The sequence below is a fragment of the Mesorhizobium subarcticum genome, from assembly GCF_055456085.1.
The window spans coordinates 555498-568934 of the sequence record NZ_JBVBEG010000002.1 but is presented as its reverse complement, the minus strand read 5'-3'; the positions used below and the strand labels follow the sequence as shown (position 1 = coordinate 568934).

Below are 13437 nucleotides of genomic sequence, written 5' to 3'. Positions count from 1 at the left end.
TGTTTCCACAACCTGGCTGGTGTGCTGCGCGTCTGTTGTCTGACGACGATCGATCACGCTCTCATCCGCGGATTGGTTACCGCACGACCCTTTTCCGTCGTGGACCTTCCTCCTTCTGTTTGGCGGGCGTCAGCCGAAGCCTGCCCCAGCGCCGTATCGAGGATTGTCCTGCGTCAATCAGGTCGCGCAGCACGCCAGCCAAGTTGTGACTTCGGTCCTGCTGATTTCTCCTTTGCTGTCATCCGCGTGCGTATTCCGATGAAGCCGGCCACCGATTCCGATTTGAAGCCGGCCAGTCATTCCGATTTCATTCCGGCCGGCGTTCCGATTTGAAGGCGGCCATTTCTCGGACTGATCCTGGGTCTGGTTGATGTTTGGATCGGGTTTTGTTTGAGGTCAAGCGTCGGTGTTTTCGGGTGCGATTGGCGGGCGCTGTTTTCGCATGCTTTCACCGGTGAGATCGATGCGATAGGCGTTGTGAACGAGGCGATCCAGTATGGCGTCGGCGAGTGTTGGGTTTGCAATAATCTCCCACCAGCGATCCACGGGCGCCTGACTGGTGACAATTGTCGACCGACGCTCGTAGCGATCTTCGATGATCTCGAGGAGGTCACGTCTCTGGTCATCGTTGAGTTTTTCCGGTCCCCAATCATCCAGAATAAGCAGATCGGTCTTGGCGAGGGATTTGAGGATCCTGCCGTATCGCCCGTCACCTCTGGCAAGGGCGAGCGTGGCGAACAGCCGGGGAACGCGGTGGTATGTGACGGAGAAATCCTCGCGGCAGGCCTTGTGGCCGAGCGCGCAGGCCAGCCAGCTCTTGCCGACGCCGGCTGGCCCGGTGACAAGAAGACCGTGATGCTTTCTGATCCAGTCGCAGCTGGCAAGCGCCATGAACAGATTGCGGTCGAGACCGCGTGCAGCACGAAAGTCGGCATTCTCGATCTGCGCGTCATGACGAAGTTTGGCAGCTCTGGCGCGGGCCTCGAAACGTTTCTGGCGGCGCATGGTCGCCTCGCGTTCGAGCAGCATGGCAAGCCATTCGCCGTGCTCGAGGCCGCGCGCTTCGGACTGTGCGTCGAGTTCCTGGAAAGCGGTTGCCATGCCGTAAAGGCCGAGCTCTCGCAGCATGTCGATGGTGGGATTGATCAGCATGGGTGTGTCTCCTCAATGAAAGTAATCAGGGCCACGCAGATTGGCGTGATCGACGATGGCGGTTGGTTCGGTGGAATGGCGTGCGGCTTTGTGGTTGGCGATGAGCGAAGCAATGCTCTTGCAGTTCAGGCCACCGATCTCGACGGCGCGGGCTGATACGGCTTCAGCCCGATTGCGCTCGATGTCGCGAAACAGGCGCAGGATGCCCAGGCATGTTCGGAAGCCCTGTTCGGGGTGCGGACGGCTGGCGAGAATTGCGATGACCAGACCTTCGGTCTGCGGCCCGATCGACGTGGCCCAACGCCGAAAGCGCTCCGGGGTCCACTCGGCATAGCGCCGGTGGGAACTGGGCATGTGATCCGGATCGGTTCCATGGCGAGGACCTCCATAGCGGCGCTGATGCACCGCGACGCGCTTGCCGCGGTGGAAGATCTCGATGGTGCGCGCCGTTGCTCTCAGATCCACCTGCTGACGAATGAGGCTGTGCGGCACGGAATAAAAGAAGGTCTTGAACTCGACGTGGTAATCCGTCGAGACGCGAGCCAAACGCCATTCGGCAAACTCGTAGTCTTCGCTCGCAAGGCTGGCGAGTGCGGCACGCTCGACACTCTCAAACAGTTGCCGGCGACTGACGCCCAGCCGGCGCATGACGTGGTCGTTGATGCGATCAAGTGCCTGACGAATGGCCGCATTGGCTTCTGCCAGCGAGAAGAAGGTCTGATTGCGCATCCGCCCCAGAATGCACGATTGGGCGAAGCGGACGCCGTTCTCGACTTTGGATTTGTCCTTCGGTCGCCGCGGCCGTGCCGGTAGGACACCGACACCATAGTGGGATGCCATCATGCCGTAGCTGCGGTTGATCTCGGGATCGTAGAAACTGGCGCGGCTGACGCCCGACTTCAGATTGTCGGGAACGATCAGCCGGGGAACGCCTCCGAAGAAACGAAACATCCGGACATGCGAGCCGATCCAGTCCGGGAGCGTTTGCGTCCAAGTCGCCTCCGCATAGGTGAAGCTGGATGCGCCGAGCACCGCCACGAAGATCTCCGCCTCGCGGATCTCACCGGTCTTGCGATCAACAATCGGGATCTTCTTGCCGGAATAATCGACGAAGACCTTGTCGCCGGCCGCATGCTCCTGACGCATCGTCGGCGAAAGCCGCTGCTCGAAACCGCGAAAGAGTTCGCAGAAGCGACTGTAGCCATATCCTTCGGGATGCGACCCACGATACTCCTCCCACAGGATAAGCAGGGTGACGCCGGGCTTCTTGAGCTCGACGGCAAGATCGGCCCAGTTCGGTTCTGTGCGTCTTCTCGTGCCCTGTTTGACGCCGTTGCGAGTGAAGAGTTTGTTCTCGAGCGCATCGTCGGTCAGTTCGCCCGGCAAGGGCCAGGTCAATCCAACCGCCGCTGCGCGCTGCAGATTATCCTGCACCGTACTGCGCGCTATTCCCAACACGACGGCAATCTCGCGGGAGCTGGTCCCGCTTCCGGCAAGCCGCAGCATTTGTCGTAACTGTCTCATGGTCAGCCTTCTCTTTGCCGGCATCAAAATCTCCCCGTTCATCGCGGGGCATTTGATGCCAAAGTTGCTGACCCAGGAGGTAATGTTCAGTGCCGAAAACTGGCTGACTTTTGATTGGAATGGTGGCCGGCTTCAAATCGGAATGGTGGCCGGTCTTTGATCGGAATGGCGGCCGGCTTCACGTCGGAATCCGCATCCGCGCTCGTTGGGCTTCGCAACCCTAACCAGCTGCGCCCGCCGAGCGCTACCCGTCGCGTATTGTTCGGCCGCCCTGGCGCTTGGAGGAGCGGTCACGCCGGGTTCGGCGCTGATATCGAGGTATGCCGTGCGATGTCCCAGATGAAGCCGGCCAGTTCGCGGGCGATCGCGGTCACTATCTTTACCGTCTGCTTTCCTGCCGCTGATAATCGGCGGAACTTGGCACATAGGCGTGTCTGCGCCTTCCATGCGATGGCGCGGATATGCTCGGGAATGTCGGCGTTTCGCTCTCGCAACGCTCGTCCTTCACGCGCTGGAAAGCGGTAGTGCCAGGCCGACTCGATCAACATCGTTCGGGCAGCGGCGTTGCCGGTACGGGTGATCTCGCCCCGTTTGATCCGCTTGCCGCTGGAATGCTCGGCAGGGACAAGACCGATCCAGGCCATAAGCTGCTTGGGGTTGTCGAACCGATGCAGGTCGCCGATCTCAGCAACAAGCGTCACTGCCGCGATGAGCTTGACCCCGCGCAAAGCCTGAAGCGCCTTGACGATCGGAGCCAGCGGCCAATCCGTGACAGCTTCCGCCAGAACCTGTTCCAACCGTTCGCATCGTTCTTCGAGTTCCCGAATGCGTCGCTTATATTCCTCATGGACGAACTGTTGATGCGGGAAGGGGAAGACCTGTTCCGACAACCAGCGCCAATGGCGATGGCCCCAATTCGCCTTGCCCTCGAAGCGGCGATCATGCCGCAACAGGAAGCCCTTCAGCGCCGATTTGGCTGCGCTTAGATCCTGCTTCGCCTGCCGCCGCGCCCGCACCACATCACGGATCGCTTCGTGTGCTTCGTCAGGAACCCAAACAGCGGCGAGCTCGCCGGCGCGCAACAGCCGCGCCAAGGTCTGCGCGTCGCGCCGATCGGTCTTCACACGGTCCCCGGGGCGGCGGGGCACGGAGGACGGCGAAATTACCAAGCAGTCGATGCCGAGCTTAGTGAGGAGACGGTAGATCACGAACCCGCACGGGCCGGTTTCGTAGCAAACCTTCAAATGCGAGCCGTCTTTCCCGATGCTCGTCGGTGCTCTCCGCAGACCGTCAGCGGAATTGGCGACAGTTCCGAAAAACCGGACTTCCCGGTGAGCGCCCTCATCGGCAACGGCAATCGCAATCGTATCCTGATGGATGGACATCGAGGCCAATGTACTTTGTTGAGATGGACATGCTCTCCTCCTTCTGTTGCGCGATCCTCACTCGCAACATTCAGGAACCCCCATGCGCGGGGCAAGCGGCCATCATCGGGTCTGTGAGTGGCGCGCTTCGCTCGCGGCCTGCTTGGCGCAGCGGCGGTCGGCGTCATGGCCGAAGCCAGCGCCAAACATCAAGGAGAGACGACCATGGACCATTATGCCGGTATCGACGTGTCATAGGAATACTCGAGCGTGTGCGTTGTCGATGCAAGCGGCAAGATCATTCGCGAGAGCAGGGCGGCAAGCGAGCCGGAGGCGTTGATTGCATGGTTTGCTTCGCTCGGCCTTCCTCAGGTTCGGATCGGACTGGAAGCCGGGCCGCTGTCGCAATGGCTCTATGCGGCAATGCGGCAAGCGGTGGAGCTGCTGGAGACGCGGCATGTGCGCGACGCCTTCAAGGCGATGCCGGTGAAGTCGGACCGCAATGACGAGCGTGGGAATCGCGCAGCTGATGCGGCTTGGCTGGTTCCGACCGGTGCATTGCAAGTCGCTGGCCCCGCAAGAGGTGCGGGCGGTGCTGACGGCGCGCAAGCTCATTCACGCGCAAGCTCATTCAATCGAAGCTGAGGGATGTCGAGAACAGTGTGCGCGGCATCTTGCGCGGCTTCGAGCTGAAGGTCGGCAAGACCACACCGCGCGGCTTTGCCGGGCGCATCCACGAACTGGTGGCTGGCCATCCGAACCTGAAGATGGCGGCCGCGGCGCTGCTTTCTATGCATGCCGTGCTACTGCGCCAGTTCCAAGCTTTCGAGAAGCAGGTTCGCGCCCTGGTGCGCCGGGACGCCAGGGCCAGGCGGTTGATGTCGACGCCGGGGGTCGGTCCGATCGTCGCGCTCACCTATGCTTCTGCGATCGACGATCCAGGGCGATTCGTCGAAGCAGGCGGGTGCCCATTTTGGCCTGACCCCGAAGAAGTATCAATCCGGCGAGACCGATTATAGCGGCGGCATCAGCAAGATCGGTGATGCCGCGGTGCGCACGGCGCTCTATGAGGCCGCCCACATTATGCTGACCAAGCTCAAGGGCTGCACGAAGCTCAAAAGCTGGGCGATGCGGATCGGCCGGCGGGCCGGGATGAAGAAGGCCAAGGTGGCGCTGGCGCGCAAGCCTGCGGTGATCCTGCACCGCATGCTCGCCGACGGAACTGCCTTCAACTGTAAGAGTTTAAACTTTATCTGACAGACGGTGTCCTAGGCTGAAGCTTGAGCCGAGGCCGGGCGCGGAGTGGTCAGGGTTCGCAGCGCCCGGCCTCGGCGTTAGAAAGGACACTGACATGACCAAGGACCAAAAGATCATCCGTGCCAAGGTGGGGCTGCTGGAGCTGGCCAAACAGCTCGGCAATGTCAGCCAGGCCTGCAAGATGATGGGCTATTCGCGCGACAGCTTCTACCGCTTCGAGGAGCTTTACGAGACCGGCGGCGAACTGGCGCTGCAGGAACTGACGCGCGCAGGAAGCCGCTGTTGGCCAACCGCACGCCACCGGAGATCGAGGCGATCATCCTCGAGCTGACGCTGGAATATCCCGCCTATGGACAGACCCGCATCGCCAACGAAATGCGCAAGCTCGGCCACTCGGTCTCGCCATCAGACGTACGCGGGGTGTGGCAGCGTCATGATCTGGAGACGATGAAGAAGCGGCTGAAGGCGCTGGAGGCGAAGCAACGCCCAAGACGGTATCGTGCTCACCGAGAGCCAATTGGCGGCGCTGGAAAAGGCCAAGCTGGACAAGGAGGCGCATGGTGAGTTCGAGAGTGAATGCCCGGGCTATTGCGGCGGCCAGGACACCTTCTATGTCGGCAACATGAAGGGGGTGGGACGCATCTATCAGCAGACCGGCCCGACAGCTGCGAGATGCATCGAGTTCGGTGAGGAGCCAGGTTGCGGCTCCGGCGGGATCGCAACAGTTTCACGACCTGAACGTGGTCGGTTCGGTTTCCGCAGCGCCGTTGGCGAGAAACCGGGAACGGAGTTGGTGGGTGATCAGGGTCATGGCAAAATCCTCGTCAAAGCAGGTCGAGCTGGTTACGCGCGCTAGATCAACGAGGCCGGTATCGAGCGGCGTCTGCGCGGCGCGCGGGCGCATCGGCGCGTCCATCAGAAGCGCAAGCCGGTCGCGCGCGATGATCGGGCGGACGCCGAGAAATGAGCGTCGGCTCGCCTTCCGGCGTCGTCTCGGTCTGGAGCGTGTGGGGATCGCGCGTGGTCATGCCGCGATCTCCTCGCGGTCCGCGCCTTCGACATCGCCCTTATGACCAAGCAGGAAATCGGCGGCTTTGGCGGCCCGGAAGATGGCGCGGTTGTCCTCGCGCAGCACCTTCAGCCATGAGCCGATATAACCCGCGTGGCACGGTCGGCTCGATGCCGAGCGTGGAGCAGACGAAGGCTGCGGCGATTTCGGTGCGCGGGCATAGGTCTTCGTGCCGAACGCGCCGGAGAGTACGCGCAAGCCGCTTCGGGTGGCCGGTCCATTGGCCAAGCTCGTGAAAGCAGGTGCGGTAATAGTCGATCTGCTGGAAGAAAGCCGGCTGCGGCGGCACCTGAATGTAATCGCCGGCCAGCGTGTAGAATGCGCGCTCGCCGCCAATGCGGAAATCCGCGCCGGATGCGCGAATGAGCGTCTCGGCCTGCGGGATGATGTCGCGCTCGGGCAGCGGCTCGGCGGCGGCATGGAGGTGCTCGGGCAGGCCGTCGCACTGCGCGACATTGAAGACGGTGAAGCGCTTCAGGTCGGGCACGGTCTGCGGCTCCTCGCCCTCGGCTCCCGGCAACGTGGTCGTCTGGTGCGGCATGACCCGCTTGCAAGACATCGCCTTCGCATCTCCATTGGACCAAGCCGGGAGGCGCAACTGCTTGATGGCGCCGCCGGGGTCTTCGGCATAGGGCCTTGCGAGCGCCGATGCGCCATCGATGGATTTAAAGGCGGTTCACGCGAAGATCGGAGAGCTGGCCATCGTCAGGCCAAGGCTCTGAACTTCAGCCGCGCCAGCGTCTACTGCTAGAAGCCGCGGCCGGTCGGTGCGGCGCAGCGCGAGGTCCTCGCCCGATCGATCAGAAGGGTCGTGGTTGCCCTTTGCGATCGCTTTGGGCTCAGCCTACCGGCCTTGATGAGCGTGGCAAACCTCGGAGCTACTCGACCTTCTGGCGGCAGAGAAAGCCAAATTCAAGGAACCTATGCCGGCTTCTTGCATAGATCGCCGGGCGTTACATCCGGTGGAATTGGGCAGACATACGAATGACCGCCAATGCGCTCCTTTAGTTCTGCTTTGGCGCGAGCAAGAATTGCTGGGTTGCGCAGGCAATCGGCGGCGGTGGCGGCTATGGTTTGTGCCGCCAATATCATAGCCTTGTGAGCTGCCGGGAGTTTCCCCTGCGTCACCAACTGCCAGGTGTGGAACCCTGTACCTATGGCAAAGCAGGCTGTATGGCATTGCGCCGTCGGCACAATCCAACTCACGTCGCCAACATCCGTTGTACCCATATCCACCTCCTCCCACGCCGGCAGTGCAAGCACTCCGTCATGGAGGATCTTCGACTTAAGCGAGGGATCGCGAGACGCAATACTTGACGACAAGTCCTCCTCCGTTAGTGCCGCCTCGCGAAGCTTCTTTGCAAAGGAGTAGTCGGCTTCATCGAAGGCAGGCGCACCGATACGGCACATGTTGTCGTACATCACTTCTTGCAGAATCTTGTTGGGAATGATGTTTGAGCTGCCGCCAGCAATCTGAACAACAACAGAGGTTTCGGTCATCAAGGCCGCGCCTTCAGCAATCTTTCTAACACGCGCGAAGAGTTGTTGAGCATCCGGCAAGAGAGGGGAACGTATGGAAAATAGCGATTCTGCATAAGCCTGCACCGTGTTTGGCGCATCGCCGCCGGTATTGGTGATCGCGTAAGCTCAGCGTGTGCAGCCAAGTCTTCTTGCGTCAGGTCCTGCTCATGGCGCAAACGACGCATATTGATCGCCATGATCTCCTTGAGATCCACAGCGAGATAGGGACCTGAACGGAATTATCGTTCTAGGAATGATCGTTCCTATTCGTTATAAAGGCGGTCAACAGAGTCCTCTATGCGGATCACCACCGAACCGCCCTACATTTGCTGGAAGCCCGAAAAAGTCATGAGTTCGTCATGAAGCCGGAAATCATTGAAGAAGTCCCGTGGTCGGATTGCCTCACGGTTTACGACAAGGAGCACTTCACGACCTACATGCGGCTCCTGGACGCTTCCGCCGACGATGCCAGCGAAGAAGAGATGGCGCATCTGATCCTCGGCATCGATCCAGCACGCGAACCGGAGCGCGCCGGGAAGGCTCTTCGCAGTCATCTCGACCGTGCGAACTGGATGGTCACGAATGGCTACAAGGAATTGTTCACCAGCTGACGAATCGCGCTGTGCGCCCTGTTAGGCTTTCAAGCAAGGAAGTCCCTGTACCCGCCATTCATGAGCGCATGACCGCGGTGAATGGCGTGGCGGATGCGGTCGCGCAGATGATCGCGAGGATCTGTCCAGTCGGCCTGGACCCGCGGTTCGCCGATCAGCGCTTCGGCGATTTCCCGGTGCGAAGCCCCTGCGAGCGAACCGTCGAGCGCGTGGAGACGAAGCAGAGGCGGCGACCGCGCGCTTCCGGCGGAAACAGGGTTTCGGCAGTCGCCCGCGCGCCGTCAGACTGTTGAGACATTCAAGCGCCCATAGGCGGTGTTTCACCTGCCCGGCAGGCCAGATCGCGTCGATATGGAGTCGGGCGCGCCGCAAGCAAGACGCTAGCGCCAGACACGACAAGCTGAGATGCCGGTCAGCACGCCGCAACAGAACATGTTGGCGGCCATCGCCCGAAAGCAGGACCATTGCAGTGCATGGCAGCGCCCTCAGATCGAACGGGGGCGTCGCCGACGATGAGGACAGCTGTTCCGCGACAGCCGGCAAGACGTATGGGCACCGGCGTGGACACCACAATACGGCTGCATCACGCCTGTGTCGAAGACGGTCGAAACCCGCTGACAAACGACGACACGAGCTGAAGCGCTGGAAAGAGCAAAGGCGGTCGCCCGCGCGCTCTTCAACTAGCGCTGTAGCGGGCGGCCGCCTTTGCGGCGCGGTGCTGATCACGTGAGGTTGAGAAGGCGGTAGACGCGGGGCACGTCTCCAGGCGCCCTGAGGCGGCTTTCGACGTACCCCGCCATGCGCCTGCCTTGTGGTATCTGCGGGTAATCAGCGCCGCAGAAACAATCCGGCGTAGCACCGATCTCAACTGGCAAGTCCGGGCTCGGTGTCACGCTCCACTGACGGTGCGCGACCTGCATTATCGCATTGTCAGCGCATTCCGTCGACCTTTTCCCCGAACTCCCAGCGGCGCTCCGAAAGGACCGTCGCGGATGCTCACGGGCCGCTTCTTTCTGTGCGGCCACTGCCGTTCGCAGGTAACGATCTGCCGCAGCTGCGACCGGGGACAGCGCTACTGCGGGGAGGTCTGCGCCCGTGCTGCCCGCCGCGAGAGTGTGCGCGAGGCGGGGCGACGTTATCAGCGCAGCCGCCGTGGACGCCTGGCTCATGCGGTCCGGGCCCGACGATATCGGGCTCGGCACAATAAAGTGACGCATCATTCTCCACCTGCATCTCCTGCCGGTTCACTACTGGTCAGTCCCTCGAACGATGTCGTCGCTGCTTTTGCTGACGTCGTCGGGCGGGCGACGACATCGGTCATGCCCACGCCGTGCTGTCGGCGCTGCGACTGTCGACTGTCGCCGTTCGTTCGCACCGGCTTCGTGCGTCGCCGGGGGGCTCGTTATGCCCGTGAAGCTGACTACGCAGACGGAGAGCCCGCATCATGACCATCAGCCCCGAACTGGAAGCGCAGATCCTGCGCCTGTATCACGCCGAGAAGTGGCGCTGCGGCACCATCGCCAGGCAATTGCATGTCCATCACACGACGGTGCATCGCGTTCTGGCCCAGGCGGGATTGCCCCGGCACAAGCCGCTGTAGAGAGCCTCAATCATTGAACCGTATCTTCCATTCATTGAGCAGACGCTGGAAAAGTTCCCCTCGCTGACCGCCAGCCGCCTTTATGCGATGGTGCGCGAGCGCGGCTACCGGGGCTTGCCGACGCACTTTCGGCACCTGGTTGCCCTGCACCGTCCCCGCAAGCCGGCCGAGGCGTTCCTGCGGCTACGCACATTGCCGGGCGAGCAGGGACAGGTCGACTGGGCCCACTTCGGTCACATCGAGATCGGCAACGCCCGCCGGCCGCTGATGGCGTTCGTGATGGTGCTTTCCTACTCACGCGACATCTACCTGCGCTTCTTCCTCGACGCGCGCGCATGGAAAACTTCCTGCGCGGTCATGTCGGCGCGTACAACACATGGTGCGGGCTGCCCAGGGTCCTGCTCTACGACAATCTCAAGAGTGCGGTGCTCGAGCGCCAGGGCGATGCGATCCGCTTCCATCCGACGCTGCTTGCCTTCGCCGGCTTCTATCGGTTCGAGCCACGTCCTGTGGCGGTTGCCCGGGGCAACGAAAAAGGCCGCGTCGAGCGCGCCATACGGCATATAAGGGAAGCATTCTTCATCGCCCGCAAGTTCACCGATCTCGACGATCTGAATGCCCAGGCCGAACAGTGGTGCCGCAACCAGGCAGCCGACCGGCCATGCCCCGAGGACCGGGCGATGACGGTCCGCCAGGCGTTTGCGCAAGAGCAGCCACTGCTTCTGCCGCTGCCCGCCAACCCATACCCCGTCGAGGAGCAGGTCGCCGCCAAGGTTGGCAAAACGCCCTATGTGCGCTTCGACCTCAACGATTACTCGGTACCGCATGCTCATGTCCGGCGCACGCTCAGCGTGCGCGCCGATCTCGGCCTGGTCCGCGTCTTCGACGGCGCAAAGATGATCGCCAGTCACCGTCGCAGCTATGATCGTGACCAGCAGATCGAGGACCCTCAGCACCTCAAGGCTCTCGTCGCAATCAAGCGCGAGGCGCGCCAGCATCGCGGCCTCAACAGCCTGACGCGCGCCGTGCCGGCCTGCCAGACCCTGATGATCCGGGCCGCCGAGCGTGGCTCCAATATCGGTGCGATCACAAACGCGATGCTGAAACTGCTTGACCTGTACGGCGCGCAGGAACTGCAGGCCGCCGTCGAGAAAGCTTTGCACGCCGGCGCCTCCCATTCGAGGTCGGTTCGCGACGTACTGGAACGCCGCCGGGTCGCCCGTGGTGCTCCGCCGCCGGTCGAAACGAGCCTGCCCGAACACGTGCGGCGCAAGGATACGACGGTACGGCCGCATCGCCTCGACAGCTACGACCAACTGACCCTTGGAGGCAAAGATGATGAATAATCCCGACATCCTGCTCAACCGGGCCAAGGCGTTGCGCCTCAATGGCCTGATCACCCATTGGGACGAAATCGCTGACGCGGACTGGCTGGCCGCCGTCCTTCAATGGGAAGAAGAGGAGCGCTCCGACCGTTCGATGCGGCGACGCATGCGTGCCGCCAGGCTCGGCCACTTCAAGCAACTGTCCGATTATGACTGGCACTGGCCGCGCCGCATCGACCGCGCCGCCGTCGAGGATCTGATGACCCTGTCCTTCATGAACGATGCCGCCAACATCGTCTTTATCGGCCCCAACGGCGTCGGGAAATCGACACTTGCTCGCAATGTCGCTCACCAGGCGCTCATCTGCGGTCACACCGTCCTCTTCCGAACCGCCAGCGAGATGCTCGGCGAACTCGCCGCCCTCGACAGCGATGCAGCCTTGCGCCGACGGCTTCACCACTACGCCGCCGCCGACGTTCTTGCGATCGACGAGGTCGGGTATCTGTCCTACTCGAACCGTCATGCGGACCTGCTGTTCGAGCTCATCAGCCGGCGCTACGAAAAACGCTCAACCATCATCACCACCAACAGACCCTTCGCTGATTGGTCGGAGGTCTTTCCCAATGCCGCCTGCGTCGTCAGCCTCGTCGACCGCCTCATGCACCGATCCGAGGTGATCTCCATCGAAGGCGATTCCTATCGCTTCAAGGAAGCGGCCGAGCGATCAAAGGCACAGCGCGAAAAACGCACCAGCCGCTCCTCCGGCGAAAAGGTGCCCGCGGCATGAAACCAGATCCTCAACCGTCCGGCCTCAGTCGTGGAATCCACTTCCTCATCAATCCCGAATGGACACCCGAACAGGCGCTCGCTGTCTTCGAGCTCCTCAACGATCTCGCCGATAGCATCTGGTCGCACTACGGCGTCCAACTCCAGGAACTTATCCAGGAGCAGCAACGAACACCGACCAATCACAGCGATATCGAAAAAGCCCCGTCCTCGCTCTGAAGCACACATCCTCGACACTCGGCGGCCTGCGAAGGCCGCCTTTTTGTTCCGTCCACAAGCACCAAACTCTTGTCGTCGTTTAGCCGCGCTTTTGAAAAGCCATCAACACGCCTGGGAGAGTCCGCGAAACAGAACGCCCCAGCGTGCCAGGTTGAGGCGCGACGCAATGATGTCGAACGATGTCCGATGTTCCAGCCTTTCGGCGCGCTCCAGTGCCCGGGCCAAATCATGTTGGAATGCCGGATTGCGCCGCAAGAACTCCCAGGTTTTCGCTGAGTCAGATGAGCGGTGTAGTCGTACGAGCTCTTAACCCATCAATCCGTCCAGTCGGCGGCGGCGCCTTTCATGACCAAGCCCCGCCTGCAGCGCGCAGACAACGGTCAGACATCACGCAGCCCTGCATGCCACCGGCGCCCACAGCACTGGACCACAAAAGCCGCCATTCCTCCGAACGTCCTCCAGCCTGTCGGTGGAGACGTCGAGGTATCCGGCCACGGCGCGGGTGTTGCCGATTGTGTGCGGCTCGCCGATCCGAGCAAGCGGCCAGCCGGCGCGGCGAAGGATGCGCTCCATACGCAGATCGGTGACGGTGACAATTCGGCTGAGGCCGCGCGACAGGCCGAACTCGATCATGCCGGCGAAGAGCTCGTAAGTGCCGACAGCGATTCCGCCAACGCCCTTCGGCACGGATGGCGGAAGATCAAGGGCAAAGCGGCTGCTTTCCCAAACGCTCGGTTCCTCCGGCGCCGTCTTCCCCTCCAACAGCACCGGAAACGTGTCGCGAAGCATCGTCGGCCCATTCGACGGAAGCAGGCGGACGCAACCTCGCAAGATCAGATATTGCGGCTTCAACCCGTCAAAGGAATCGGTCTCGTACCCGCCATTCGTCCGCACGTCCCAGTCGAGCCGCTCCTTGAAAACGCGGTAGCGAAGACGGTGCATTTCGTGGAGTTCGTCGGCAAAATCGCCGTAGCAGTCGGGTGTAACAAGCTGCATCATGAGGGCCTCC

General features: G+C 61.9%; 10 protein-coding genes and 6 pseudogenes. 7 read left to right on the top strand and 9 right to left on the bottom strand.

Annotated features, from left to right (window positions below; translation table 11 throughout):
• Nucleotides 1-396: 396 nt before the first annotated feature.
• Nucleotides 397-1152, bottom strand: a complete 756-nt coding sequence (gene istB, locus ACZYHG_RS34665) for an IS21-like element helper ATPase IstB (protein WP_464610223.1) — start codon at nucleotides 1150-1152, stop codon at nucleotides 397-399.
• A gap of 12 nt (nucleotides 1153-1164) precedes the next feature.
• Nucleotides 1165-2676 (bottom strand): IS21 family transposase, encoded by a 1512-nt coding sequence (gene istA / locus ACZYHG_RS34660; protein WP_464610222.1) that lies wholly within the window; start codon nucleotides 2674-2676, stop codon nucleotides 1165-1167.
• On the opposite strand from istA (ACZYHG_RS34660), the gene ACZYHG_RS34655 reads away from it, so the two are divergent.
• Nucleotides 2675-2836 (top strand): hypothetical protein, encoded by a 162-nt coding sequence (locus tag ACZYHG_RS34655; protein ID WP_464613859.1) that lies wholly within the window; start codon nucleotides 2675-2677, stop codon nucleotides 2834-2836. The two genes, istA (ACZYHG_RS34660) and ACZYHG_RS34655, sit on opposite strands and share 2 nt — an antisense overlap.
• A gap of 130 nt (nucleotides 2837-2966) precedes the next feature.
• Here ACZYHG_RS34655 and ACZYHG_RS34650 read toward each other — a convergent pair whose 3' ends face one another.
• On the bottom strand, nucleotides 2967-4061 hold the full coding sequence (locus tag ACZYHG_RS34650; protein WP_464614941.1) for an IS110 family RNA-guided transposase: 1095 nt from the start codon (nucleotides 4059-4061) through the stop codon (nucleotides 2967-2969).
• A 249-nt stretch (nucleotides 4062-4310) separates the two neighbouring features.
• Here ACZYHG_RS34650 and ACZYHG_RS34645 point away from each other — a divergent pair.
• Nucleotides 4311-5297, top strand: a pseudogene (locus ACZYHG_RS34645) (IS110 family RNA-guided transposase).
• A 94-nt stretch (nucleotides 5298-5391) separates the two neighbouring features.
• Nucleotides 5392-5952: pseudogene (locus tag ACZYHG_RS34640) on the top strand (helix-turn-helix domain-containing protein); the annotation flags it as partial.
• A 369-nt stretch (nucleotides 5953-6321) separates the two neighbouring features.
• Here the strand turns inward: ACZYHG_RS34640 and ACZYHG_RS34635 are convergent.
• The 3 genes and pseudogenes from ACZYHG_RS34635 to ACZYHG_RS34625 all read right to left on the bottom strand — a co-directional run.
• Nucleotides 6322-6907, bottom strand: a pseudogene (locus ACZYHG_RS34635) (ArdC family protein).
• Between the two features lie 380 nt (nucleotides 6908-7287).
• Nucleotides 7288-7869, bottom strand: a complete 582-nt coding sequence (locus ACZYHG_RS34630; protein WP_464614940.1) for a zinc-binding metallopeptidase family protein — start codon at nucleotides 7867-7869, stop codon at nucleotides 7288-7290.
• Between the two features lie 137 nt (nucleotides 7870-8006).
• Nucleotides 8007-8102 (bottom strand): annotated as a pseudogene (locus tag ACZYHG_RS34625) (helix-turn-helix domain-containing protein); the annotation flags it as partial.
• 144 nt (nucleotides 8103-8246) lie between these two features.
• Between ACZYHG_RS34625 and ACZYHG_RS34620 the strand changes: the two are divergent.
• Complete coding sequence (locus tag ACZYHG_RS34620; RefSeq protein WP_464614939.1) at nucleotides 8247-8498, top strand: hypothetical protein; 252 nt, start codon at nucleotides 8247-8249, stop codon at nucleotides 8496-8498.
• A gap of 29 nt (nucleotides 8499-8527) precedes the next feature.
• Here the strand turns inward: ACZYHG_RS34620 and ACZYHG_RS34615 are convergent, their stop codons facing one another.
• Nucleotides 8528-8668 carry a DNA -binding domain-containing protein gene (locus tag ACZYHG_RS34615; RefSeq protein WP_464615361.1) on the bottom strand — a complete coding sequence of 47 codons (141 nt, stop codon included), beginning with the start codon at nucleotides 8666-8668 and terminating at the stop codon, nucleotides 8528-8530.
• Nucleotides 8669-9942: 1274 nt separating this feature from the next.
• Here ACZYHG_RS34615 and istA (ACZYHG_RS34610) point away from each other — a divergent pair.
• From istA (ACZYHG_RS34610) to ACZYHG_RS34600, 3 genes and pseudogenes are all read left to right on the top strand, one after another.
• Nucleotides 9943-11444: pseudogene (istA, locus tag ACZYHG_RS34610) on the top strand (IS21 family transposase).
• Nucleotides 11437-12210 carry an IS21-like element helper ATPase IstB gene (gene istB / locus ACZYHG_RS34605; protein WP_183465277.1) on the top strand — a complete coding sequence of 258 codons (774 nt, stop codon included), beginning with the start codon at nucleotides 11437-11439 and terminating at the stop codon, nucleotides 12208-12210. Before istA (ACZYHG_RS34610) ends, istB (ACZYHG_RS34605) begins: the two are co-directional and overlap by 8 nt.
• Nucleotides 12207-12428: a hypothetical protein gene (locus ACZYHG_RS34600; RefSeq protein ID WP_183459435.1), complete on the top strand. Its 222-nt coding sequence runs from the start codon at nucleotides 12207-12209 to the stop codon at nucleotides 12426-12428. The genes istB (ACZYHG_RS34605) and ACZYHG_RS34600 overlap by 4 nt, the downstream gene beginning before the upstream one ends.
• A 102-nt stretch (nucleotides 12429-12530) precedes the next feature.
• On the opposite strand, the pseudogene ACZYHG_RS34595 reads toward ACZYHG_RS34600, so the two are convergent.
• Both ACZYHG_RS34595 and ACZYHG_RS34590 read right to left on the bottom strand, forming a co-directional pair.
• Nucleotides 12531-12692, bottom strand: a pseudogene (locus tag ACZYHG_RS34595) (transcriptional regulator domain-containing protein); the annotation flags it as partial.
• A 123-nt stretch (nucleotides 12693-12815) separates the two neighbouring features.
• The gene (locus ACZYHG_RS34590) at nucleotides 12816-13427 is read right to left on the bottom strand and encodes an acyl-homoserine-lactone synthase (protein ID WP_464614938.1); all 612 of its coding nucleotides are present in this window, start codon (nucleotides 13425-13427) and stop codon (nucleotides 12816-12818) included.
• Between the last annotated feature and the right edge of the window lie 10 nt (nucleotides 13428-13437).